This window comes from Hymenobacter koreensis, from assembly GCF_039541855.1.
Lineage (GTDB): Bacteria > Bacteroidota > Bacteroidia > Cytophagales > Hymenobacteraceae > Solirubrum > Solirubrum koreensis.
Genome location: NZ_BAABHA010000015.1, coordinates 367,543 through 392,149 on the forward strand (window position 1 = coordinate 367,543; position 24,607 = coordinate 392,149).

Sequence of the window (24,607 nt, forward strand, 5' to 3'; positions counted from 1 at the left end):
CAGAGGTTTGCGTAGCAGCTTCGCTTTTAATAACCTTGCTATTACCGCTTGGCTGGGCTTTCGTAACTACAGCTACCAGCATACAAAAAGCCCCGGCTGCCGAGGCAACCGGGGCTTTGCAATGGAATACGCTCGGCCTAGATGTTCTTCTGCCAGATCTGGCGCAGGGCCAGCTGCGCGGGCGTGGCCTGCGGATCGAGGGCAAAGTGGTAGCGCTGAATTTCGGGCCGCTCCACGGTACGGCAGCGCACCTTTTTCTCCTTGCCTTCGTGGTTGATGGTCAGCTCTACCTCGGCGCCGGGTTTGGCGTTTTGCATGGCGGTAAAGGTTTCCCGCAGGGTTTCGGGCTTCAGGGCCATGCCATTAAAGGCTACGAACAGGTCGCCCTGGCTTACGCCGCAGGTTTGCAGCGCTGGGCTGACCTCGGTGAACATCACGCCGGTGGGCTGCATGGCGTACCCATTGGTACCCAGCGACGCCAGCTTGCGGCCGGTGTCAAACGCCGGGGCGTAGCGGATGCCCACTTTCGCGTAGTATTCCTGCAACGGCAGCGGCTCGGCGTTTTCCACGTAGCGCCGGAAGAAGTCCCGAATTTCGGGGTACGTGGCTTTGGTGAAGTCGTCAAAGAACGTTTGTTCGCTCACGGGCTTGCTGGGGCCGTATTGCTTGGTTAGTTCCAGCAGCACCTCGCGCAGGCCACGCTTGCCACCGCTTAGCTCCAGCAGGCGTAAATCGAGCAGGGCGGCCGTCATGGCGCCGCGCTGGTAAATGTTGCCGTACTGCTGCTGGCCTTCGTCGGAAAACGAGTTGAGCCCGAGACGCTTGAGCGAGTAAGTGGTGTCGGCCCGCTGGTGGTCGTAGGCCACTTTGTTGCGCAGCGTGGTTAGGTAATCCTCAAGAGGTACCAGCCCGCCGCGCAGCTGCATGGCGTGAGCGGCCCATTCGGTCACGCCCTCGTACAGCCACAGGTGCTGCGAGCCGGTGGGTTGCACAAAGTTGAACCGCTCGATGATTTCGGAGTGAATGTTAAGCGGCGTAACGATGTGGAAAAATTCGTGCGCGGCCATGTCGGTAATCTGCTGGGCGTACTCGGGCGTGAGCGGCTGCTCCTGCAAGGCGTACTCCGAGCTGTAGGAATGCTCCCAGGCGCCCTGGCTTTGGTCTTCGAAGTGGTATAGGAAAGTGTAGCGCTTCACGGGCAGCTCTACCAGAAACGCCTGCGCGGCATTTAGCATCTTCTGCATCTGCCCGAGCAGCGGCTGGGCCTGAATCTGGTCGGTTTTGGAGTAGCAGTATAGGGCCACTTCCGCGTCGCCAAGCTTGGTGGTGGCCTCGGTTAGGCGGCCCAGCAAAAACGGCGAATCCACGGCGTGGTCGTAGTTTTTGGTGGTGTAGTAACCTTTGGCATCGGCCGTGAGCGGAGTACCCACTTTCCAACCCTGGGGGTAGTTCAGCTTAATGCGCAGGGGCGTGGCCTGCATGCCCTGGGGGTAGCCCAGAATGGTGTGCGCGTTAATCAGGGCGTGGTCGGCTTCCAACGACGAGCCACACATGCGGTACACGCGGTGCTCGGTAACGGGCGTGTCCCAGGTTTCGGCAATGGTGTAGCGGATTTCGCGCGTTTTGTCGGGCCGGGCCAGCTGCCACTGGTTGGTGGAAAGCTGTTTGGTTTCCAAGGGTTTGCCCTTGGCATCGAAGGCCTCGAACTTGCGCACGAAGCGGCCGATGTTCATGACCTGATACGTGCCGGGCGCGGTAGAAGCAAACTGGTACACGGCTTGGTCTTTCTTGAGCTTGGGCAGCTGCAAGGCCACCTGAAACTCGTTGGTCGAAACCGCCGGGTCCATGGTAACGGTGTAGGTCAGCTCTTTTTGAGCGGCAGCCGAGAGGCCGGTAAGAAGTAGGCCGGCCAACAGGCCCAGGCGCGGAAGTGCGTTCATGCGGTTGATGATAGATCCGTCAACGGATGCAGAAATGGCGCGTTGCGTTGCGCCGCGCCCGGTAAATGTTGCGCAATTCCGGTGCGCCTAAACCTGCCAGCGGCTGAGGTTCAGGGAAAATGAATACCACGAGGGGTAGGCACACTCTACGATTATTCCGTGTAGAATCAAATCAGTTGTTTGATAAGTTATAATACCTGCAGTGTGTTCAGAGGTAAGGAAAGCACAAAAGTGAGTTGTTCGTCGTGAGTATTTGAGTAGGACTATTCAGTAAATATCATTTCATACGCCGTGAATATTTTGAATTTATGGCATTAAAGAAAGAAAGCGGTAGGACCGGCTATTGGGATTTGCAAAGCAGGTGCCTTCCTTCATAAAACCAAATTTCGATACCGTCTTTTCCTTCCATTTCTACCATACTCTCTATGAACCAACTTACTACTCTGTCGTCGCGGGTTACGCGGCTGTCCTGGGTTCGAAAAAGCGCGCTGGCAGTGGCTGCAGCCGCTTCGTGCGCCTCGGCGCTGGCCCAAACAACGCCGGCATTTCCGCGCAACGAAACCTTTCGGAACCGCACCGCCAGCAATTTTAGCTTTGGCGGAGCTGCCCGGCTAACCGGCATCGGCGGCACCGGCAACGACGCGGTGGGCCAGGGCTACCTGCGCCTGACCGACGCCCTCCCCGACCAGGCGGGCTATACCATCGACAACGTGGGCTTTCCTTCCGGCGCGGGCTTCACTATTTCGTTTGAGTTCTTCTCGTACGGCAAAACCACCACCGACGGTGCCGACGGCTTTTCGCTGTTCCTCGTCGATGCCAACCAGCCTAGCTCGGGCTTTCGCATCGGGGCGTCGGGCGGTTCGCTCGGCTACGCGCAGAAAACCGTTGTTCCCATGTCCGATGGCGTGTCGCGGGGGTACATCGGCATTGGTATCGATGAGTTCGGCAACTTCTCTAATGCCCGCGAAGGGCGTACGGGCAGCAGCGCCACGCTCGATGCCACCGGCCGCGTGCCCAACGCCATTGCCATTCGCGGCGCCGGCAACGGCTCGTCGGCTACCGATTATCCCTACCTTACCGGCACCCAGCCCGGCGACCTGGACTTCAGTCTCGACGTACCCACGGCCCGCGCCCAGCCCGGCTCCACGGATTACCGCCGCGCCTTCATCGACGTAGTGCCCACCCGAACCGGCGCGCTTACCACGTACCGCATTACGGTACGCATTCAGCACGGCGCTTTGGTCAAAACGGCCATCAGCAACTTCACCGTGCCCACGCCGCCCCAAAACCTGCGGCTGGGTTTCGCGGGCTCCACGGGTGGTAGCACCAACGTGCACGAAATCAGAAACCTGAACATTGTGCAGGTACCGTTTGCCAACGACGACCTGGCCTCCACCAACTACAATGCCGCCGTTACCCTGAACGTGCTCAGCAACGACGTGGCGCCGGGCAGCAGCATCGACCTGGGTTCCGTAGACCTCGACCCCAACACCGCGGGCCGGCAAACGGCCATAACGGTACCGGGCCAGGGTGAATTTACCGTGAACAACCGCGGTCTGGTGGTTTTCCGCCCCGCCGGTACCTTCGCAGGCACGGTTACGGTGCCTTACACCATTCAGTCCATTCTGGGGGCCGATTACACCTCCAGCCCCGCGAACATCCAGATTAGCGTGCAGGGCGCCGATGTAGCGGCGGCCGTGACCGGACCTGCGCAGGCTTCGGCCGGCTCGCAGGTTACCTACACCATGACCACCAGCAACCGTGGCACGGTGCCGGCGCTGAACGTGGTGCCCCGCCTTCAATTGCCCCAAAACCTGCCGGCCGGCAGCGTAAGCGGCGGCAATTACAACCCCTCTACGGGCGTGGTGAGCTTCCCGCCCATCAATTCCATAGGCAGCAATGCACCCGCCACGGTGAATACCGTAACCTTCCGGGCCCCCGGCGTGAGTACGCTTACCATTGTGGCTACCGCCTCCGGCTCCGTGCCCGATCCTCAGCTCAGCAACAACGAAGCCTCCGTAACCACCGCCATCAGGCCTCCGCTGCCGGTCGAGCTGAGCCGTTTCGTAGTTACCGCTCAGGGTGCCGATGCGCTGCTTTCCTGGGCCACCGCGCAGGAGAAGAACAACGACCATTTCGACGTGGAACGCTCCCTGAACGGCCGCAGCTTCGAGAAGATAGCGGCTGTAACCGGCCAGGGCACCACGGCCAGCCCCACCGAATACCGCCTGCGCGACGCTGGCGCAGCCCGCCTGGGCTACAGCACGGTGTATTACCGCCTGCGCCAGGTCGATTTCGATGGGCAGTCGGAGTACAGCGGCATCAGGGCCGTGCATTTTGGCGAGCAGCCGGCCGTGGCGTTATCTATTTACCCGAACCCCGCCCAAGGCCGTGCAACCCTCGATTTAACAGCGCTGCCAGCCGGAGCGTACACCGTGCTGATTTCGGACCTCACGGGCCGGGTGCTGCAGGAGCGCACCCTAACCGGGGCAGCGCAGCACCCCGTGGAAGCCGATAACCTGCCCGCCGGAACGTACCTGGTTCAGGTGCGCGGCGCGGCCGGGTTCAGCCGTACGTTGCCCTTTGTGAGCCACCCCTAAACCAGGGGCCGCAGCAGCGGTATTCCCCTGATGCAAATGCACAACGCCCCGGCTGCTCAACCAGCCGGGGCGTTGTCGATTAAACGCAGGTGCAGAGGCCTTACGAGCGGGCGTAAGGGAACATCTTGGAGCACTTGCGCATAATGGCGTTGATGATGGTGCTGGTGTCGGAGCCAAGGCCGCGCGAGAGGCTCTTGTCGTACTTCCACAGCAGCTCGCCCGTGGCGCCATCGTTAATGCTGATGCTGGTGCGGCCCGAGTTGGTGGGGCCGGATACGCCCACGAGTACCGTCATGGCCACAGCAGCACCATCGGAGAGGGGTTTGTCGGTCACGAACGAGCCGGAAACCACGCCATCCACGCCCAGCAGCTGGGCCAGTTCCTCGCTGGTTTTGGTGGCTACGTTATCGGGCGTAATGCCGGCTTTGGCCAGCAGGGTATTGGTTTTGTTGATGTCCTGAAAGCCTACCGTGAAGTGGTCCGATTCCTGGTGCTTCAGGAAGTAGCTGTGCAAGGCGCTTTGAATGTTCTTGCCCTCTTGCAGCTCCTGCTCGCGCACGGTTTCGGCCGTCATGCCCTTGGGCAGGCGCTTGGTGGTCATGGTAACGGCAAAGGGCAGAATGGCCAGCTGCTTGTGGTTTTTGCTGAGGGTTTTGAACTGCGGGCTTTCGTAAATCTCGCGTGATTGAGCGAAGCTGGCGGTGAAGCAGGCCGTGGCCAGCAGTACGGTGAGCAGGAAGCGTTTCATAGCGTTGTGCAGGTTATAGGTCAGGTTCGGCACAAAACTAGAGGGCGCTCCGGCTGGGCGCAATCACATGATTTTCATGGGCTAAGGTTTGCTTTTACGGGCAAAGGCATTACCAGCCGCTGGGCTTACTCCAAGGCCCGGGCCTGGTACAGCAGGTAGCCGATGTGGCCGAACACGCCCCAGTTCTTGGCTTTGTCGTCGTAGTGAATGACGTGCAGGGCCAGTGGGCCCACGGGCGTTTCGTAAATAAAGCCGGTGCTGGCCGTCAAACGGGGGCGGTCCAGGGAAAAGCGACTGTCGCGCTCGGCGCGCTGGTCGGTGCCCAGGCGCAGGGGCTGGTGCCGCACGTGCAAATACCCTTCGGAGCGCCATTCCAGCTTGCCAAACAGGGTTTGCGAGAAGCGCAGGCCGCCGGCTACGTACCGCGCCGAGCGGTAATTCTCCAAAAACAGGGTACGCGAATCGGCCAGCGGGGCAAAAACGGGCGCCGTGGTTAGCGACGAGCGGTAGTTGTAGAAACGCGGCTGGCCGCTCACCATGATTTCAGCAAAGTACCCCCAGCTTTGCTTGCCTTCCTTCAAGGGGAAAAACTGCTCGGTAAAGGCCCGGATCTGCAGCCAACGCCGGTCGCTTTCCAGTACGTCGCGCACCTGGGCCGTGGAGCCAGGCATGAATTGCTCGCGTCCGTACACGCCGCGCACCGTAAATACCGCCCGGCGGCCATCGGTGGCGTACTGCTTGCGGTTGAGGGTGTTGCGGGCAAACTGCACCGCGCCGGTATAGCCCACAAAGTCGGTCTCGTCGAGCTTGTCGGTGTTTACCAGCTCGTTCACATTGGCGTACTCATCCTGGCGCGTAAACCAGGCGGCTTCCAGCAGCATGCGGCTGCGGTAGTTGGGGCTTACGCCAATTTGTACCCCGGCTTTCAGGTCCTGCTGCCGTACCTGGGTGCTTTGCACATCGCGCCCCAGCAGGCCCCCGGTTTTCTGGAAGTTCCACTCGTTGTACACGATGTTCGGCTCGATGTAGTACGATACCCGCGCCGGCACGTTAATGCGGAACGAGCCCTTGGCCGCGTTGTAAAAGCTGCCGATGTTCACGCTGGCGGCGGCCTGGTACAGGAAGTTCTTCAAGAAACGGTACTCAATGCCGAAGTAGAAGTTATCGACGGGCCGGGTGGCTAGGGCAAAGCCTACTTCGCCGGTGAGGTTGTTGTTCTGGCGGGCATCGAGGCTGAAGACGTAACCCTGCGCGGCTTGGTCGTAGCGGATGCGCGGGTAAATGTTGCGGAAGAAGTCATCGGACGACAATCGGTAGTAGCCTTCCTCGATTTCGTCGATGGTGTACATTTTGCTGCTGCGCCGGAAAAACCGCCGCACGAAGGCTGCCTGCTGGTTTTCCAGTCCTTGCACGGTTACCCGGTCGAAGCGCGGCTGGGGTGCCCGGCCTTGGAACTCCAGGCGGCGTGCGGCCAGCTCCAGCGTGTCGGCGCGGCGCGCAATGCGGCGCTTCATTTGGGGCAGCTTGGCTTCGGCGGCTTTGGTGCCGAGGTCAATCAGCTCTTTCACGCGGGCAAAATCGGTGGCGCCGTAACCCTCCAGATCGGGCTGTATGAAGATGCCGTTCGGGCCCACCGACAGGGTATCGGCCACGTCGGCGCCCAGAAACACGATGGAGCCGAGCAGCAGCTGGTCGTCTTTGCCGTAGGGATACTTTTTGTAGGCTACGTCGCCCACGTTCACCCCAATGATGATGTCGGGCTTGAACTCGGTGCGCATCACGTCCACGGGGAAGTTGTTGTAAATACCGCCGTCGAAGAGGTAGCGGCCATCGGGGTTGCGAATGGGGCGGAAGGCCAGCGGCACGGCCATGGAATTGCGCACGGCATCGGAAATCGAGCCTTCCTTCTGAATCACTTCCTTGCGCGTGAACACCTCGGCCGCCAGGCAGCGGAAGGGCACAAAGAGCTTATCGAAGTTGTAGTTCGAAATGGCCCCGGCCGGGGCCAGCATTTTAGCCAGCACAAAGTTCAAACTCACGTCGTTCACCAAGTTAGGCGTCACGCGGGTTTTAAACGACGAGTCAATGGCCAGACCCACGCGCAGGGCCGAGGGGTTAGGGTCGGCGGTAATGTAGTTGAAGGTTTTGTCGGTCGACTGCTTACCCGATACCCAGTACTGAAACTCGGGGTCGAGCACCAGCTTCTCGATTTCGGTGGGGGAGTAGCCCGCCGAGTACAGCGCGCCCACCACCGAGCCCATGCTGGTGCCCACGATGTAGTCGATGGGAATGCCGTTTTTCTCCAGCACTTTCAGCACGCCTACGTAAGCCAGGCCTTTGGCCCCGCCGCCGCTGAATACCAAGCCCACTCTTTGGGCGGGAGCCACCGAAACGGCCGTTAACAACAGAAAAAAAGCCGGCAAGCAGCGGCGTAGAAAAGGGAGCATAGTACAGGTTCAGGGGCCGAATGGCCGGCCGGGAAAGTATGCCTAGTACGCAGAGGGTAGGCGGTTAAGTTTTAAAAAGATAATTGCGTCCGGAAAATGTCAAATCTGTACTTTGGCAATGCTTTACGGATGAGGTATAGCGAAGGTGGATTAAAGCATTGGGTATCATTCTTACTTGTTTGTTATGAAGCACTTGTACGCGTTGCCGGTCCTGCTGGCGTTGGTAGCCTCGGCCGCTCAGGCTCAGGATTACCGTCCCTTTCGCATGGGCACCGCTTATCAGTTTACCGAAGCCGTAACGGCCGCCGACACCATTCACACCCTGCGGCTGGAAAGCGCCACGTTAGTGGGTGCCGATTCGGTGTTTCGGTTTAACGGCCGCGTGGTGGGCAAGCGGTTTGTGGCACCGGGCTGCTATGCTACCCACGTGCAGCGCCCCGATAACCTGTTCGGGGCCACGCTCACCAAGCGTCCCGGCCACGAATGGCGGTTAAGCGCTGCCAACGGCCGCACCTTTACCCTGCGCCCCCGCGCCGCCCTCAATCAGCCCTGGCCCGCCACGGCCGCCGGCCTTACGGCGCAGGTAACCAGCCGCGCCGTAGCGCCCGTGCTGGGCCAGCCCGATTCGGTGGTGACCATTGCGCTATCGGACGGCAAGACCCTTCAAATAAGCAAGCGTTACGGCTTGCTGAGCGGGCCCGCCTTGGGCGCTTACCTGAACGGGCAGCGGGTACGGCAGCTGAGCCTCTCGGCGTTGCCGGAGCTGCGCCTGGGTACGGCGCTAACCGGTCCGTTGGCCGTGCATGATTTTCAGCCTAATGACGTATTTCTAAAACATAGCCAGCATGAAGCCTTTGTTGGGTTGTGCTCGGAGGAGTGGGAGCGGGATAGTGTACTCACGCGTACTCCTAACCAGACTGGCGACACTATCACGTACACTATCTGGTCGAGAACGTTAAGGCGGCAGTACAGTTATACCAACGCGCCACCGAACTCGTGTTCCGGCCCGGCGGGCACTACCTTGTTGCCGCCCGTGGTAAGAACGGTTGTAGTAACGCGAAGCGGTAGCTCCTCGGTGGGAAATGTGCCCATGCTAACTAATTCGGCTATGAGTCCCGTTAATACCGGGACGAGAGTGGTGAGGGTAAGTTTGGCAACGTCCTCTTCGGCAGCTGCCTACATGCGCCGCCCTATTACGCCGCTTATAACCCGGCAAGTAGCATGCGGCCCCTTTACCGGCGACAGTGTGCGGCTGAGCGAAATCATTGATAATACTTTCGAGCAACGCTTTGCCGCTGGGTTAGGCTTGGTGTCTTCTTCCACATGGGGTCTTTCCGCAACTTTCACCACCACGCTGCTGGGCTACCGCAAGGTGAACCTGCCCACTGGCAGCGGCACCGAGCAGTGGGGCACATTGCGTACGTTTTCCCAAATCCTGAAAGTAGCCGACTACCGCCCGGCTGCCAGCACGGCCGTATTCCCGAACCCGTTTGCCCAGGAACTGACGGTGCGCTTCGAATCCGGGCGCGCCCACACGGCGCAGCTGCGCGTGTTCAACGCCTTGGGCCAGCTGGTGCACGAAACGAGCTGCCCCGTAAGTGCCGGTACCCAGCAGCTCGCGCTGGCCCTGCCCGCGCTGCCGGCCGGCCTTTACTCCCTGCACCTGCGCCACGACGGCCGTACGGAAATCGTGAAAATCGTGCGGGCGGATTAGGTTTCATCCTTGCGAAGGCAAGCCATATAGAGCAGCAGGTTAGTTGTAATGCCCTATGCAGACTCGTGTTCTGTTGTCTTTTTTACTGCTGCTGATAGGCACTCAGCAAGCGGCGCTGGCCCATCGGTACTGCCCGTTTCGGCCGGGCCTGCTCTATCAACTCACCCAAAGCCCCGGCGACACCATTTACAGCCTGCGCCTGCAAAAGCAGGGTGGTATTATCGGTAGCGACTCTATTTACAGTTTCAACCGGCGACTGGGGCCCCATCCCACCAACCGAACCAGTGCCTGCGGGACGCAGCTGCCTTTCGCCCTGTACCGCTACGCCGAGAACTTGTTCGGGGCAACGTTGCGTATCACGGCCGCGGCAACTGCGCGGCCTGAGTATGTATTGCAGCTCCAGCGGCAAGCGCTCAATTCCACGTTTGTCTTAAAGCCATACGCGCCGCTCAACCAGTTGTGGTTTGCCGGCGGAGGCGTAAATGCATGGGTTAGCAGCCGTTCTGTTGCTACCGTTTTGGGCCAGCCCGACTCGGTGGTGAGCATCACCTTTAGCGACGGTCGCGTGCTGCGCCTGAGCAAAACCTACGGCTTTGTTGGTGGCCCGACCATTCTCGACTACTTCAGCCCGCGCCGCCCGGTGCGTAACCTGGCCCTAACCGCGTTGCCCACGCAGCGGCTGGGACAGGCCGTGTTCGGCCCTTTGGCGGTGTATGATTTTCAGCCCGGCGACGTGTTCTGGTACCAGTACACCCATAACAGCCGGCAGCCCGGCGCGAGCTACAGCTTCAATTACGGCGACAGCGTGCTCACCCGCACGGCCAGCCGCACCGGCGATACGCTTACCTACCGCCTGTGGCGCTGCTCCCAGAACCGCACCAACGCCTACGTCCACACGCTCACCGTCTCGAACACCCAGCCCGCCTTGTTGGCGGCCGCAACCGGCCAATACGTGCGCGAAAGCCGAACCAGCACCATGGGAACACGGCTGCACGATGCCATCGTCAATTATCTGTCAATTAAAGGGCGCCCCGTCCTGCGGCACGAAGGACGGATGGCCTTCATATGTTCCCCAGCAGATACCTCGTGGGTGACGTCGCCACCAATCGACTATAGCCAAGAGGTTTACTACAGCACTGGCTTGGGTATGATTCTGTCGTACGACGACGAAATGACCGCAACGCAAATCTCTACCATCCTTATTGGCTACCGCAAGGGCCCCGACTGGTGGGGAACTACGTATCCACTTTGCCGGCCCGTGCTAAGCGCCGCTGCCCGGCAGCCGGCTGGCACCGCCGTGGCTCTGCCCAACCCGTTCACCCGCGACTTGTCTCTGCAAGTAACCGTGGAGCGCACTCAGGTTCTTGCCGTTTCCCTGTTTAACCATGTGGGGCAGCAAGTCTGGGCGGCCAGGCAGCCAGTTACGGCAGGCGAGCAGCGGGTGCCGCTGGCCCTGCCCGCGCTGCCGGCCGGCCTCTACTTCCTGCACCTGCGCCACGACGGCCGTACGGAAGTGCTGAAGGTACTGCGGGCGCAGTAAGCCCGGGCCGGCGGCCTAATCAGCAGCCCCCGGCTGACGAGCGTAGCCCCGCTCTTTGGGCGGGCAAAGGGGCCGCGCCCGGCCGGCTTGCGCCGGGGGCGCCCGGCTTCAGCCGTCAATCTCCACCAGAGGCGCGGCACCGGGGAAAACCTGCGGGCGGCCCGCCGGGGCAAGCTCATCCGAAGCCGTTGGTGGCCGATTCCTCGTAAGAAGCCCATGAAGCAAGCTCCCGCAACCTCCCTGCAGCGCTTCCTGGACGCGCAGGAAACCGATTACCCCGTGGCACTGGCCGAGATTAAGCGCGGCCGCAAGCAAAGCCACTGGATGTGGTACATTTTTCCCCAGATCCAGGGCTTGGGCTTTAGCTCCACCGCCCAATACTACGCCCTTCGCGATGCACAGGAAGCCCAGGCGTACGCGCAGCACGCAGAGTTGGGCGCACGGCTGGTGGAGATTAGCGGGGCCTTGCTTGCGCTGCCTGGCAACAACGCCACCGCCGTTCTGGGCAGCCCCGACGACCTAAAGCTGAGGTCGAGCATGACGCTGTTTGCGGCCTTGCCCAATGCCCATCCCGTATTCCAGGCGGTGCTACACAAGTTTTACAAAGGCCAGCCCGATGAGCGTACACTGCATCTTCTCGGCCAGCATAACGGGTAGCGGCTTAGACAGCGCTGTTACAACACCAAGGCACCGCTGAGTACCGTACAGCTGGTCGTTACCCCAGTTTAAAGCAAGACTCCGTCCGGCGCTTTGCTGCGCATAGGCAATAAGATGGCCCCTCGGCCGATTTCTGTGGTGCCGATTGGGCCGTTACCACTTCCGGAAAATAACGTACACGGCCGCCACCAACAGCGCGAAACCGAGTACGTGGTTCCAAGCCAGCTTGTCGGTTTTGAATACGTACACGGCGCAGAGCGTGAACACCGTTAAGGACACCACTTCCTGAATAACCTTGAGCTGGAACAGGCTGAACGGGCCGCCGTTCTCGGCAAAGCCCACGCGGTTAGCCGGCACCTGAAACACGTACTCGAAAAAGGCCAGTCCCCAACTGAATAATATCACCCCAAACAACCCTAACTTACTAAACCAGGGCAATTTCTTGAAGTGCAGGTGCCCGTACCAGGCAAACGTCATGAACAGGTTAGAAACAGTAAGCAACGCCAGGGTGAGCAAGCCTTTCATCGGACGAATCGGAAAACTACAGGAGCCGTAAGCCCCAACATACCGCAATTGATTTAAAACGTTTGCCCGCGCCATGAACGAGCCCATTCACTACCGGGAACTAGTGCCCGCCGATCAGGCTGCGTTTCACAACCTGCGTGCGCAGGCGCTGCAAAGCAACCCCGAAGCGTTCGGCTCGTCGCTGGAAGAGGAAATGGCTTTTATTGACAGGCGCTTTACCCAGCAGTTCAGCGTTGCAGGTCGTTTCATTATGGGCGCGTTTGCCGGCGAACGGCTTGTGGGCATGCTGGGGTTCGTGCGCGAAACGCGGCGTAACGCCCAGCACCGCGGCTCCATCTGGGGCATGTTTGTAACGCCGGAATTTCGGAGCTGCGGCATCGGCATGCGCTTATTCGAACACCTACTGCACCGCCTCGACGCGCTTGAGGGCCTGGAGCAAATTGAGCTGATGGTGTCGGAACAAAGCCCGGCAGCCCGGCGGCTGTATGAGCGGGCCGGCTTTGTGGAATTCGGCCGTCTGCCCGGCGCCTTTTCCACCGACGACGGCTCCCCGGTAGGTGTGGTGTACATGGTCCGCCGCCGGCCATAGCCGGGCCACCCGTCGGGCGGGTTAAATGGGCGGCCGGTTGTAATCGGGAGCTATCGGGGTGTTCCTGGCTGCTCCCCGGCGGTTGATGAACAATCAGTCCGTATGACCCGGCACGTTCACGAGCGGCGCGGCCTGCTGGGCCTGCTTGTCTTCGGCCGCCAACCGTTTGATTTCGGCTTCCGAAATCGTGGGCATGTTCTTTAGGTCGGGCTGGCCGGCATCTACCCAGCAGGTGTACCAAAAGGCGCCCACCATGCGCACGGCGTAGCGCATTTGGCGCTCCACCTGCCCGTTGAGCCGTTGGTGGTACTCGCGGGTAAACTCCTGCGAGTACACCCGGTTGGTGCGTCCGCCACGCTCCTCAAAGCCATACTTCTGGTCCTCGGGCATCTTCTGCGTCAGCTCCTTTTCAAAGCGCAGCACCGAGTCGACGGCGGCGCTGGAACGCGTTACCGTGGCCCAAATGGCCGTGGTGGGGTTTTTCAGGTAGGGTGCGGGGCCGGTGAAAAAGTCGTAGTTCGAGGCCAGCAGCTCGGGCATGCGTGACTCCCATAGGCCGTGAATGCCGCGCTGACCGGTAAGCTGGCCGTTGTAATTGTGCGTGGTGTGCAGCGGCACGCAGGCATCGGCTACGTAATGGCCCATGTCGGCGGCCAGGCTGATGATGCGGTCGGCGTCGCGCTTGCGGAAGGCTTCGGTGAGCTGAGCCTTCATACGCACCACGTGCCAGGGCACAATGCCGTGGCGTTGCAGGGTGTCTTCGCCGTAGCGGGCCACGGCGTCGGCGTAGTTGCGGGGCAGCTTGTAGGCGGCGCTGTCGCCGTACACATCTAGGTCAATAAAATGACGAGGTGCTTCGCCCGGCACCACGTTGCGCCGCGAATCGGGCCGGGTAGCATTTACCGTGAGGTATTCAATGCGCGCCTTAAAGAAGCCCACCATTTCGGGCGGCAGGGTGTACACGGCCAGCCGGTTAATGTTGCGGTGCCCGTAAAAGCCCCAGGCGCGGCTGTCGGGCTGCGGGGGCACGAGCCAAAATGCAAGGGCAAGGAAAGCGGCAAGCAGGGGGCGGCGACGCATGGGGAATGGGTAAGGCACTAGAGTCCACTCAAAGAAAGCAAAAACGCCCGGAGCAACCGGGCGTTTTCGAAAAGAAAGGCATGAGCATCAGCAACATTTACCGCCCGCGCTGGCCGGCAAAGCGCAGCCGGTAATCGGCTTTGGCCTCGCCCTTGGCAATGCGTGTGAGTTTGCCCTTGATGAGCTGCTTCTTGAAGCCCGAAATCTTGTCGGTGAACAGCACGCCCTCGAGGTGGTCGTACTCGTGCTGAATTACGCGGGCCGTCATGCCGCTGAAGGCCTCCTCGTGCACCTGGCGGTTTTCATCCTCGTAGCGAAGCACAATGTCGGGGCAGCGCATTACCCGCTCGCGTACGCCGGGAATACTCAGGCAGCCTTCCTCAAAAGCCCACTCTTCGCCGGTTTCGCTTACCATCACGGGGTTGATGAACACGCGCTTGATGCCAGTTTCGGCGGGCTCGTTGTCGTCCTCGTCATCTTCTACCATGGGGGCCGAGTCGATAACGAACAGACGTACGCTTTTGCCGATTTGCGGCGCGGCCAGACCCACGCCGTGGGCGTAGTACATGGTTTCGTACATGTCGGCAATAAGCTTTTGCAGCTCAGCAGCGGGAAGGTCGGTGGGTATGTCTTTGGCGCGGGCTTTCAGCACCGGGTCGCCATAGGCTACGATGGGGTAAATCATCGGCGGGATTCGAGAAAAGATTGCAGAATGATGGTGGCGCTGATGCGGTCCACGGTGGCTTTGTCGCGGCGGGCTTTCTGGCCCAGGCCGGCGTCGCGCATGGTTTGGTGGGCCATGCGGGAGGTAAACCGCTCGTCTACTTCGTGCACCGGTACGTCGGGAAACTCCCGGCGCAGCTGGCGCACCAGGCCCACCACGGCGCTGGTTGCGTCGGTGGGTTCGTTGCGCAGGGTGCGGGGCATGCCCACGGCAATGGCTTCCAGCGGCTCGCGCTGGTGGTAGGCTTTCAGGTAGGCCAGCAGGTCCTTGCTATGCACCGTATCCAGGGCCGTGGCAATGATTTGCAGCGGATCGGTAACGGCGAGGCCCACGCGTTTGTGGCCATAGTCGATGGCAAGCAGACGGGCCATAAGGAAAGCGGGAACGAAGGAAAGCGGGCGGTTTACGCGGGCAAAGATACGCGACCCAACGCAAGAGCCCGGCGCGGGGGCCGGGCTCGGAAGAGAATTGCCAAAAAAGCGCAATCAGTCCTGAAGCTCAAAATGCAAGCTTGTAAGAAGAAGCCTCAAAACGGTATTTCGACCTCAGTCGTGTCTGATGCTGGATATCGAACACGGCGTTGATTTGTCACTACCTGGCCATTAATGATAATCTGCCAACTGAGCATGTGCTCAAAGTGTGCGTAGTACATGCGCAGGATAGTGGTGTCGCGCACTTGACGAGATAGATCAATAGCATTTGATCCACGGGCATCCTGTAAAAACGGCGCCACGAAAACATCGGCCGCTTGGCGCGGGGGCCGGTTGGTGAGGCGCACGCGCACCCAGGCGTAGGGCAGGGCGGGCAGGCGCAGGTCCTTGTTGCGGCCGCCGCGCCGCAGCCCGGGGCTGTCCTGCAGCGAGGCCTCGTAGCGCTGCGGCACGTAGCCCGCCAGCTTGTAGTTGCTGTGCGCCTCGGCCTCGAAGCGGAAGGCGAACCGGCCCTGCGCGTCGGCCGGGTGCGGGTCGCCCAGCGGGGCGTAGCCGCCGGCCAGCCCGCTGCCGCGCTGGGCCAGCACCTGCACCGAGGCATGGGCCACGCCCTGGCCCGTGTGCTTGTCCACCACCCGGCCCTCCACCAGCGTGGAGCCCTCCCGCTTCTCGCAGCCCGCCAGGGCCAGCCAGGCAATAATCAAATAGTACGGGAAGGGCTTCATAGGGGTAGGATAAAATGGCGTAAAAAACGAAAGCGAAAACTACTCAAAAGCGGATGTCGAGGGTGAGCGTGTCCAGCGCCGGCACGTTCACCTCGCGGCTGTATTCCCGTTTCACCGCTTGTATATCCGTTATGTGCCACACAATGCGGCGGTCCTGGCCGGCCACAATCGGGCGGAGCACGGTGGTGTCGCGAGGAAGAGCGATACTAATGTGGTTGGCGGAAGACAGGCCAAATCCGCCGACAAATAGCCAGACGCGGGAGGCGGGCGGCTCGTCGGTGAGGCGGACGCGCAGCCAGGCGGGGGCTTGCACGGGCACGCGCAAGTCCCGGTTGCGGCGCCCGGCGCGCACGGCCGGCACCTCGCCGTAGCTGCTGAAGTGGCCCTGGGCCGAGCCGGCCATCACGATCAGGTGGCCGCCGGGCGGCTCGGCAGCGAAGGAAAAGCGGCCCTGCGCGTCGCAGGCCTGCCGGTCGCCGGCGGGCTGGTAGCCGCCCACGCCCCCGCTGCCGGGCTGCGCCTGCAGCTGGGCCCAGGCCCCGGCCACCGGCCGGCCCGTGGCCCGGTCCACCACCTGGCCTTCCAGCAGCGTCGGGCCGTCGTTTTTTCGGCAGCCCGCCAGGGCCAGCCAGGCAACAACCAAATAGTACGGAGGGGGCGTCATGGGGATAGGGGAATAAAAAGTACGCTACTGATAATACCGGGTGATAAGGTAAGGAATCAGCCAAATAATGCAAGTTGCGACTACACGCTACCACCGTTACCCTGGCCTCGCAAGCCGCCCAGGACTGCCGCTGCCAACGGTTCAGGCGTTGCCTCGGCGTTGGGTATCAGCCGCCTAATTAGGATTGTTGAAATACAAAGCTGGCTTTTTATTGGAAAATGGCTATGCGTACATGTTTCGTACTGCAATCTTGGAATCGTTCCACTAAATTTGATACCTTGTCTGGCCCCTGTTCCTGTCTGTATAGCAGCTTTTTACTCCTTCACTTCGCATGAACACCTCCGCTGACGAGACTCGCCAGTCGCGCCAAGTTGATGTGCCTGCCCGCAAGGTGTGGGGGCGGTTACGACAGCCGTTGCTGCTGGCGTGCGCCGTGGGTTGCGGCATGCTGCTGGCCTCGAACCCGTTTCGGCCCTCCAGCCAAAACCCCGACGCCACGGCCCGCGGCTACCTCAAGTTCAAGGAAATCCTGAGCTACGTCGACCGCGACTACGTGGACACTGTGAATGCCGAGGAGCTGTCGGATTACGCTATTCAGCGTCTGCTGGAGCGTCTCGATCCGCACTCGGTGTACATTCCGGCCCGGGAGCAGCAGCAGGCCGCTGCGTTTCTGCAAAGCGACTACGACGGCGTGGGTATTGAATTCAACTTGTTCCGCGACACCGTGACGGTGGTTTCGCCGCTCAGCGGCGGCCCGGCAGAGCAAGCCGGCGTGCAGCCCGGCGACCGTATCGTGGCCATCGACGGCCAGTTGGTTTCCGGCTCGCACTTCACCCAAGATCAGATTTTTAGCAAGCTGCGCGGTCCGCGCGGCAGCACGGCCCGCCTGCTGGTGCTGCGCCGTGGCCAAACCCGGCCGGTTACGTTCTCCATGACGCGCAACCGCATTCCGAACGCGTCAGTCGACGTGGCTTACTTGCTCGACGGGCAAACGGGCTACATTAAAATCAGCCGTTTTGCCGCGGGCACCTTCGATGAGTTCAAGGAAGCCCTGGGCCGGTTGCGTCGCGAAGGCATGGAGCAGATGGTGCTGGACCTGCGCGGCAACCCCGGTGGCTACCTCGACCGCGCCACCAAAATAACTGATGAGTTCGTCGGTGGCACGCGTAAAATCGTGTACACCGACGGCAAAGGCGACCAGTACGACTCTCAGACGTTTTCCCGCGTAGCCGGCGAGTTCGAGGAAGGCCCATTGGTAGTGCTGGTGGACGAGGGCAGCGCCTCGGCTTCGGAAGTAGTGGCCGGTGCCTTGCAAGACCACGACCGCGCCCTGCTGGTGGGCCGCCGCACCTTTGGTAAGGGCCTGGTGCAGCAGCCCATTACCCTCAACGACGGCTCGGAGCTGCGCTTGACCATTGCGCGCTACCACACGCCCTCGGGCCGCTGCATTCAGAAGTCGTACAGCAAGGGCGTGGATTCTTACGACAAGGACCTGCAGGAGCGTTTTCGCCGCGGCGAGGCCTACCACGCCGACAGCATTCATTTCGCCGAAAACCTGCGCTACCGCACCGACAAGGGCCGGGTGGTGTACGGCGGCGGCGGCATTATGCCCGACGTGTTCGTACCCCGCGACTCTACTTCCCAGAACCGCTACCTTGCCCGCTTGCAGGGCCTGAATCTGGTGCGCGAGTTTGCCCTGCAGCTATACCAGCAGCACCGCGATGAACTCAAGGAAATAACCCCGGAGCAGTTCCAGCGCGTGTTTCAGGTAAGCGACGCGCAGCTGCAGGCCCTGGCTGCGCGCGCCGCGCAGGATGGCCTGAAGCCCGATGCCGCCAGCCTGCGCCGCTGCGCGCCCATGCTGCGCACCCAGCTGAAAGCCCACGTAGCCCGCAGCGCTTACGGCAAAGAAGCCTTTTACAGCGTGTGGCGGGAGCAGGACGCTGAACTACAACAGGCTTTAAAGTCGTTAAGCGACGGCAGCACCAAGCTGGCCCTGGGCGAAGCGGTGAAGTAGCACTGGCACGCGTACGCGTCGGATCAGGCAGTAACCAATACCGGTTCCTTGGCGGGGGCGGTGAGGTGTAGCAAAAAGCGTCTGAAATACAACAGGAGTGTAGCTACCACGGCCGTGTGCAGCCAAATGAGCACGTGCGTACCCAACAGCCAGGAGTCGGCTAATACGCCGCGGTGAAGCAAGCCGTTCATAAGTTGAAACAGGTACAGCGCCTGAAACAGCAGCGGACCCACGGCAAAGCCAGCAATCCACAACCCCGGTCGTGCGTTACGCACGCGGCGGTATGCCAGCACCAGCGGCGTACCGGCCAGTACCAGCACCAGCCCGGTCATCAGCCATTTGTACAGTTGCACGCTGGCGCCATCGGGTACCAAGCGGCGCACGATAACCAGCTCGTCGCCGCCGCCCATGAGCACGGTGATGATGCGGGCAAAAGGCAGCGCGGCAAACAACACGCTAAACCCGAGGGCCTGCCGGGTTGCGTTACCCGAGCGCAGGCCCAGCACGCCCACCCACATCATGGCGTACGACCACAGCGGGCCGGCGGCGGCACTCAGGTTTATCATTTCGGGGTTAGCGCAAGCGGTGCAGCTATGCCACGCGTTAAAATCGCGCGGTCCGTAGCAGCCGCATACCAGGCCACCTATGGCTAGGTGCGCCAGTTCATGCAACTCCGATACCAGCAGGTTCAACAACAGAAACGCCACCACATAGCGGAAAGTCAGGTGCAGCTTCATGGGAAACGCGTTGGGAATGAAGGCCGAAGTCAAGGCAGGGGCAAGGTCGGGGTTTGCAGTGGGTGGCGGAATAGCATAATGATGTGAGCCAGCCGCCGGGCAGCCACGAATGCCGGAGGCCCGTATCTTTAGCCAGCGTTTCCGTTCCCGATTTCCTCAACCGCTTTCGACTTTTGCCATGCCGTATTACACCCGCCTCGGCCAGATTCCGCACAAGCGCCACACCCAGTTCCGCCAGCCCGACGGCTCGCTTTACGCCGAGCAGCTCGTAGGCACCTTGGGTTTCCATGGCGTCTCGTCGCTGCTTTATCACAAAAATCCGCCGACGCAGATCAAGCGCGTGGGCACGCCCATTCCGTACGCGCCCAAGCTGCTGAAGGACCGGCCGCTGCAACCCTCGCACCTGCGCACCCTCGGCCAAACCACCACCGGCACCGATTACCTGCAGGCCCGCCAAACCATGATGGGCAACGCCGACGTGATGCTGAGCATCTGCAACCCCTCGGAGCGGCGCATGGATTACTACTACAAAAACGCGCTGGCCGACGAAGTGGTATTCGTGCACGAGGGCTCCGGCGAGTTGTGGAGCCAGTTGGGTAAAGTGCGCTTCGAGCCCGGCGACTACGTGGTTATTCCGCGCACCATCATTCACCAATGGCATTTCGACGACGCTCCGGTGCGTCTGCTCATCATTGAGTCGTTTAGCCCCGTGGAAACCTGCCGGCGCTACCGCAACCACTTCGGACAACTGCTAGAACACTCGCCCTACTGCGAGCGGGACATTCGGCCGCCCGTGGAGCTGGTAACCGAAGACGACGGCAAGGACGAATACCGCTTGCTGGTGAAAAAGGAAGGCGCCCTACACGAGCTGATTTACGCCCATTCGCCCTTCGACGTGGTGGGCTGGGACGGCTACTTCTTCCCGTACGCCATCAGCATCCACGACTTCGAGCCCATTACCGGCCGCATTCACCAGCCGCCACCCGTGCACCAGCAGTTCGAGGCCAACAACTTCGTTATCTGCTCCTTCGTGCCGCGCTTGTTCGATTACCATCCCGACAGCATTCCGGCTCCTTACAATCACTCCAACGTGGACTCCGACGAGGTGCTGTACTACGTGGCCGGTAACTTCATGTCGCGGCGCGGTGTGGATTTGGCTTCGTTTACGGTGCACCCCAGCGGCCTGCCGCACGGTCCGCATCCCGGTACGGTGGAGGCCAGCCTCGGCAAGAAGGAAACCCACGAGCTGGCCGTGATGGTGGATACCTTCCGCCCCCTCTACCTCACCGACGTGGCCCTGCAGTACGAGGACAAAGGCTACCCCATGAGCTGGAACCCCGATTACCCGCACGAGGCGCCAAAAGCGGCCGACATGATGGACTAAACCGCCGCCCAATAGGAATTCGGAACGAATTGGGCGCGGGGTGCCGTTGTGGCCAAACCGGCAGCAGCGGCGCCCCGTATTGCTGCCTTCACCTTGCTTATACCCATGAAAAACCTACTCTTCGCTTTGCTGGCCGTGGTACTAATGGCTACGGTAGCCTGTGAAAAAATCGACAAGCTGCTGACCTTCTACATCGAGGATTCCCAGAACATCAAGATTCCGGCCACGCCGCTATTGGGCCAACTGCCGCTGATTCCGGTGCCGGTTACCACGCGCTCGGAGGAAAAATTTAAGAACGCCAACACCAGCGCCGAGCTGGTAAAGGACGTGAAGCTCGACAAGCTCACGCTGACCGTAACCGACCCCAGCGCCGCCAACTTCGACTTCCTCGAAAGCATCACCATTTACATCAGCACCGACCAGAACGATCGGGTGCCGCTGGCCTCGCTGAACCCTGTACCCCTGGGCCAGAAAACCATTGAACTACAGCCCACCGGCGCCGTGCTCGATAAGTACATCAAAGCCGCCAGCTACACCCTCACCACGGAGGCTAAAACCCGCCGCGCCGTAGCGCAGGAAACCAGCGTCCGCATCGACACCAAGTTCAAGATTACGGCCGACCCGCTGTAGTGTAATGCATACTGATAGATCCGGCAGCAACCGGGGCCATTCAACAAAAAAGCCGGACACGAGTCCGGCTTTTTTTCTTGAGTAAGAAACGGACTTCAACCCAGGTTACCGGTTGCGGCCATATTGTTCGTGGCTGCTTACCCAGTCGGAGCTGCTGATGGCGGAAGCAAGGCTTAGCTCGCCGGCTAGCACAACACCAGCTACAATTTCGGCAAATTTATTTACTGTGCCGCGGCCCACGCAGTTAAGCATTTTCAGGCACTCGTTTTGGGTGGCTAAGCCGGTGCCGCCGCCGTGGGTGGCCACAATCAGCGAGGGAATGGTCATGCTCAGGTACAGGTCCTTTTCGGGCGTTACCTCGGAATAAATAATGCCTGCCGATGACTCCGACACGTTGGCTACATCCTGCCCGGTAGCAATGAACATGGCCGTAATGCCGTTGGCCGAGTGTGCGCCGTTGTTGTTGGCGCCCGAGATGAACGCGCCCACGTTGCTCACTTGGCCGTGGTAAGCCAGCTGTTCGGGCGTAACGCGCATGCGTTGCTGCAGAATGTCGCGCTTAATTACCGCTTCGGCCACCACGCGCTTACCGCGGGTGCGCATCACGTTAATCTGCGAAGCTTTTTTATCGGTGGCAAAGTTCGACTCGAGGTAAAAGTGCTTGATGGGCGCGCCGCGGTAGTTTTCCAGAATCCAGGAGCAAGCGGCGAAGGTGGCGCGGCCCACCATGTTCTGGCCGGCGGCGTCGCCGGTAGAGAAGTTGAAGCGCAGGTACGCGAACTTATTGGCCAGGTAGGTATCGATGTACTGCAGCTTGGCCACGCGGGAGGTACTTTCGGCCTCGGGGCGGATTTTCTCAATGTTCTCCTCTACCCAGCGGCCAAAGTCGCGGGCACCGCGGGCGTCGTCGAACACGAACACCGGGGCCCGCTGCATGGCGTCGCCGATGACGGTGCACTTCACGCCGCCGCAGAGGTTGAGCAGCTGCATGCCGCGGTTGTAGCTGGCCACCAAAGTGCCCTCGGTGGTAGCCATGGGAATCAGGAAGTCGCCTTGGGCATGTTCGCCGTTCACGCGCAGGGGGCCGGCCAGCCCAATGGGAATTTGCGCCACGCCGGTGAAATGCTCGCAGTTGCCCTGCAGCATGTGCGGATCGAAGGAATACTTGGTGATGTGCTCGAACTCCTGGCCCGAGAAGTCCTGGGCAAACCGCTGCCGGGCCTGTATGGCGGCCTCGGAATAGTCATCGGAATCCTGTCGCGGGATTTTCACCCGCGAATCCTGCTGCACAATGGCATCCTCCACGTCCACGCTCAGGTCACCGAAGGGCTCGGCCGCGAACTGCAGCTGCACGGGGTGCATGCCTTCGGGCAGCGCCTCGGTGTGTAGGCGCACGGTAATGCTGCGGCCCACCTGAAACTCCACGCCGCCGTCTTCCCCCAGCTCCGTAGCCGGGCGCACGTCGCCCTCGCCGAGGTCGAGGGTTATGCTTTCGGGCCCGAGGCGGTGGCCGTTCACCTGCACGTGGTCGATGCGGGTGAGGCGCACGGTATCGAGCCGGTTTTTCAGGGAAAAGGCAACGCCGCCGTTGTCGGGCAGGTTGCGCAGGCTGCCGCGCGTGTACAGCAGCTTGAGCAGCATTGGGCTGGGGGTAAAAATCATGGCCGGTAGTGTGGAGGAATGTGGCGTTTAAGGTAAATATTTCCGAGGCTTATCCTATAACTGCGGGTTTACCTAGCACTTCTGATGGAGCTTCGGTGAGCATCCCAGTGCAGGTGCTGTTACCGCGAGGCAGGAGCTGACACCGCTTGCCGGCTGAAGGAAATTGGTAACGTGTAACGCACACTCACCGGTTGCTCGTTTTGCGAAGCCGGAATCCACGGTGGCATCATGCGCACCACGCGCAGGGCTTCCGCATCTAGCATAGGCTCTAGGCCTTTAACTACCGTGGCATCGGTTACCTGCCCCGAAGCTTGCACGGTAAAGCCAATGAAGACTTTGCCTTGTTGAGTAGCTGCGTCAGGATAACGCAGGTTTGTTTTCAAAAATCGCACAAACGCCTCCTGACCGCCTCTGAACTCGGGCATTTGTTCCACCACCGTCCCGAGAAAAAAGGCCTCATCGTGCGGAACAACAGCGGTCTGCTTACCCTGCGGTGCCAACCGAGCAGAACCCTGTTTTTGTACCTGTGCCCATGCCTGCTGCGCGCTCAGCCCCTGCACACACACCAGCACCAGCGCCGCCAGAAACAGCCGCAGCTTGGGCTGCAGCCGGGGCGGCCGGCTCTCCGGTGCCAACTGCTTTACGCGAAACCGCCCGCACAGCCGGCCATCGGCAGCCGTGGCTCGGGCTTGGGTCAGGGTAGCGTGAGAGGCGTGCGTGAAATCAACAACCTCCCGGTTGCAGCGGGCGCAATGGCGGCCCTGCTCGGTGGAAGGCATGCGCGCCCAGTCTTCCCGACAAGCGCTAATGCGGACGTTGGTAATGGGGAGTTGGTGCAGCATAGGCCGTAGCACAACGGAGAGTTTGGAAGCTAACGGCGCAAAAGGTAATACTGGTACAATTAGCTCAATTCTTGAGCTGTACGCTGCTCTCAATAGCTCCCAGGCCGCCGCCATCGAAGTACTCGCGGCCGGTTTCGTCGATGTAGCCCACCAACCCGTCGGGGGTGGTTACGCGGGCCACGCCCGCCACAAAGGGCTCGGCGGCGGTGTATTTAATGGGCGTGAGCAGGGTGCCGGTGTGCGACAGGTAGCCGAAGCGGCCGCGCTGCTCCACCACGGGATACACGTAGCCGTTAGCATCGGTGGCGCGAATGGCGTCGTATTCCGGGCGAAGGGTGGGCTGGCCCTCGGCATTCAGCACGCCCCACTTGGTGCCCTGGCGCACCAGTAACAGGCCGTCGTGGTACAGGTCGCGCAACTCGTCGTAGAGGGCGGGCACCACCTTGTTGCTGCCCATCGAAAAGCGGAAACCCACCTTGCCGCCCTGCCGCACCGCGTCGCCCTGGGCCAGGAAATCTTCTTCCGGGGCCCGGGAGGCGGGTTCGATCAGGCGCAGGCCGTTCCGGTCAATGTCAAAGGTTTCGCCGCCGAGCTGTACCGTGGCCCGGCCGTTGGCAAAGTTGCCGGCGCGCTCGTACTGCACCGGCGTGAGCGGGTGACCGCCGCCGTCGATGTACCCGTAGAGCTGCCCCTGGCGCACCCAGGCCGCCCGCTCCACAAAGGGACCGGCCTCGTCGTAGCTCAAAGGCAGCACCAGCTGGCCACGGCGGTCGGCATAGCCCCACTTGGTGCCTTGGCGGTAGGGCACCAGTTGAGCAGCCGTGGGTTGAGCGCGCAGCTCTCCCATTCCCCAAACAAGCAACAGCAGCGAGAAAATCGTTTTCATGGCAGGTGGCGGACCAAACGGTTTTCGCAGACTGGCGAAAATACACATCATCCGGCAAAAATCCA

Annotated in this window: 21 protein-coding genes; 8 read left to right on the forward strand and 13 right to left on the reverse strand. The window is 61.1% G+C overall.

Features of this window, described 5'->3' with window-relative positions; translation table 11 throughout:
- Positions 1 to 137: 137 nt before the first annotated feature.
- Positions 138 to 1,940 carry a M61 family metallopeptidase gene (locus tag ABD903_RS20370; RefSeq protein ID WP_345227242.1) on the reverse strand — a complete coding sequence of 601 codons (1,803 nt, stop codon included), beginning with the start codon at positions 1,938 to 1,940 and terminating at the stop codon, positions 138 to 140.
- A 425-nt stretch (positions 1,941 to 2,365) separates the two neighbouring features.
- On the opposite strand from ABD903_RS20370, the gene ABD903_RS20375 reads away from it, so the two are divergent.
- Positions 2,366 to 4,540: a T9SS type A sorting domain-containing protein gene (locus ABD903_RS20375; RefSeq protein WP_345227244.1), complete on the forward strand. Its 2,175-nt coding sequence runs from the start codon at positions 2,366 to 2,368 to the stop codon at positions 4,538 to 4,540.
- A 100-nt stretch (positions 4,541 to 4,640) separates the two neighbouring features.
- On the opposite strand, the gene ABD903_RS20380 is transcribed toward ABD903_RS20375, so the two are convergent.
- Complete coding sequence (locus tag ABD903_RS20380) at positions 4,641 to 5,288, reverse strand: hypothetical protein (protein ID WP_345227246.1); 648 nt, start codon at positions 5,286 to 5,288, stop codon at positions 4,641 to 4,643.
- Between the two features lie 125 nt (positions 5,289 to 5,413).
- The gene (locus ABD903_RS20385) at positions 5,414 to 7,735 is read right to left on the reverse strand and encodes a patatin-like phospholipase family protein (protein WP_345227248.1); all 2,322 of its coding nucleotides are present in this window, start codon (positions 7,733 to 7,735) and stop codon (positions 5,414 to 5,416) included.
- Between the two features lie 184 nt (positions 7,736 to 7,919).
- On the opposite strand from ABD903_RS20385, the gene ABD903_RS20390 reads away from it, so the two are divergent.
- The 3 genes from ABD903_RS20390 to ABD903_RS20400 all read left to right on the forward strand — a co-directional run bounded on the left by ABD903_RS20390 (position 7,920) and on the right by ABD903_RS20400 (position 11,646).
- Positions 7,920 to 9,449, forward strand: a complete 1,530-nt coding sequence (locus tag ABD903_RS20390) for a T9SS type A sorting domain-containing protein (RefSeq protein WP_345227250.1) — start codon at positions 7,920 to 7,922, stop codon at positions 9,447 to 9,449.
- A 55-nt stretch (positions 9,450 to 9,504) separates the two neighbouring features.
- Positions 9,505 to 10,989 (forward strand): T9SS type A sorting domain-containing protein, encoded by a 1,485-nt coding sequence (locus tag ABD903_RS20395; protein ID WP_345227252.1) that lies wholly within the window; start codon positions 9,505 to 9,507, stop codon positions 10,987 to 10,989.
- Between the two features lie 216 nt (positions 10,990 to 11,205).
- The gene (locus tag ABD903_RS20400; protein WP_345227253.1) at positions 11,206 to 11,646 is read left to right on the forward strand and encodes a DUF1810 domain-containing protein; all 441 of its coding nucleotides are present in this window, start codon (positions 11,206 to 11,208) and stop codon (positions 11,644 to 11,646) included.
- 153 nt (positions 11,647 to 11,799) lie between these two features.
- Here ABD903_RS20400 and ABD903_RS20405 read toward each other — a convergent pair whose 3' ends face one another.
- Complete coding sequence (locus ABD903_RS20405; RefSeq protein WP_345227255.1) at positions 11,800 to 12,171, reverse strand: DMT family protein; 372 nt, start codon at positions 12,169 to 12,171, stop codon at positions 11,800 to 11,802.
- Between the two features lie 73 nt (positions 12,172 to 12,244).
- Between ABD903_RS20405 and ABD903_RS20410 the strand changes: the two genes are divergently transcribed.
- A complete protein-coding gene (locus tag ABD903_RS20410) occupies positions 12,245 to 12,760 on the forward strand; it encodes a GNAT family N-acetyltransferase (RefSeq protein ID WP_345227257.1) in 516 nt (171 codons plus the stop codon).
- A 93-nt stretch (positions 12,761 to 12,853) separates the two neighbouring features.
- On the opposite strand, the gene ABD903_RS20415 is transcribed toward ABD903_RS20410, so the two are convergent.
- The 5 genes from ABD903_RS20415 to ABD903_RS20435 form a co-directional block, all read right to left on the reverse strand.
- The gene (locus ABD903_RS20415) at positions 12,854 to 13,840 is read right to left on the reverse strand and encodes a zinc dependent phospholipase C family protein (protein WP_345227259.1); all 987 of its coding nucleotides are present in this window, start codon (positions 13,838 to 13,840) and stop codon (positions 12,854 to 12,856) included.
- A gap of 97 nt (positions 13,841 to 13,937) precedes the next feature.
- Positions 13,938 to 14,525 (reverse strand): peptide deformylase, encoded by a 588-nt coding sequence (gene def / locus ABD903_RS20420; RefSeq protein WP_345227261.1) that lies wholly within the window; start codon positions 14,523 to 14,525, stop codon positions 13,938 to 13,940.
- Positions 14,522 to 14,935: a Holliday junction resolvase RuvX gene (gene ruvX / locus ABD903_RS20425; RefSeq protein WP_345227263.1), complete on the reverse strand. Its 414-nt coding sequence runs from the start codon at positions 14,933 to 14,935 to the stop codon at positions 14,522 to 14,524. The genes def and ruvX overlap by 4 nt, the downstream gene beginning before the upstream one ends.
- A 155-nt stretch (positions 14,936 to 15,090) precedes the next feature.
- On the reverse strand, positions 15,091 to 15,720 hold the full coding sequence (locus ABD903_RS20430) for a hypothetical protein (protein WP_345227265.1): 630 nt from the start codon (positions 15,718 to 15,720) through the stop codon (positions 15,091 to 15,093).
- Positions 15,721 to 15,763: 43 nt separating this feature from the next.
- Positions 15,764 to 16,384, reverse strand: a complete 621-nt coding sequence (locus tag ABD903_RS20435) for a hypothetical protein (RefSeq protein WP_345227267.1) — start codon at positions 16,382 to 16,384, stop codon at positions 15,764 to 15,766.
- Between the two features lie 331 nt (positions 16,385 to 16,715).
- On the opposite strand from ABD903_RS20435, the gene ABD903_RS20440 reads away from it, so the two are divergent.
- The gene (locus ABD903_RS20440) at positions 16,716 to 18,401 is read left to right on the forward strand and encodes a S41 family peptidase (protein WP_345227269.1); all 1,686 of its coding nucleotides are present in this window, start codon (positions 16,716 to 16,718) and stop codon (positions 18,399 to 18,401) included.
- A 23-nt stretch (positions 18,402 to 18,424) separates the two neighbouring features.
- On the opposite strand, the gene ABD903_RS20445 is transcribed toward ABD903_RS20440, so the two are convergent.
- Positions 18,425 to 19,171 (reverse strand): hypothetical protein, encoded by a 747-nt coding sequence (locus tag ABD903_RS20445; RefSeq protein ID WP_345227271.1) that lies wholly within the window; start codon positions 19,169 to 19,171, stop codon positions 18,425 to 18,427.
- Between the two features lie 145 nt (positions 19,172 to 19,316).
- On the opposite strand from ABD903_RS20445, the gene ABD903_RS20450 reads away from it, so the two are divergent.
- Positions 19,317 to 20,522, forward strand: a complete 1,206-nt coding sequence (locus ABD903_RS20450; RefSeq protein WP_345227273.1) for a homogentisate 1,2-dioxygenase — start codon at positions 19,317 to 19,319, stop codon at positions 20,520 to 20,522.
- A 105-nt stretch (positions 20,523 to 20,627) separates the two neighbouring features.
- Positions 20,628 to 21,152, forward strand: coding sequence for a hypothetical protein (locus ABD903_RS20455; protein ID WP_345227274.1), 525 nt, complete (start codon positions 20,628 to 20,630; stop codon positions 21,150 to 21,152).
- 105 nt (positions 21,153 to 21,257) lie between these two features.
- Here the strand turns inward: ABD903_RS20455 and ABD903_RS20460 are convergent, their stop codons facing one another.
- From ABD903_RS20460 to ABD903_RS20470, 3 genes are all read right to left on the reverse strand, one after another.
- Positions 21,258 to 22,814: a hydroxymethylglutaryl-CoA reductase gene (locus tag ABD903_RS20460; RefSeq protein ID WP_345227276.1), complete on the reverse strand. Its 1,557-nt coding sequence runs from the start codon at positions 22,812 to 22,814 to the stop codon at positions 21,258 to 21,260.
- Between the two features lie 119 nt (positions 22,815 to 22,933).
- Positions 22,934 to 23,656, reverse strand: coding sequence for an energy transducer TonB (locus ABD903_RS20465; protein WP_345227278.1), 723 nt, complete (start codon positions 23,654 to 23,656; stop codon positions 22,934 to 22,936).
- 64 nt (positions 23,657 to 23,720) lie between these two features.
- Entirely contained in the window at positions 23,721 to 24,542 is an 822-nt protein-coding gene (locus ABD903_RS20470; RefSeq protein WP_345227280.1) for a WG repeat-containing protein, read from the reverse strand.
- Positions 24,543 to 24,607: the final 65 nt, after the last annotated feature.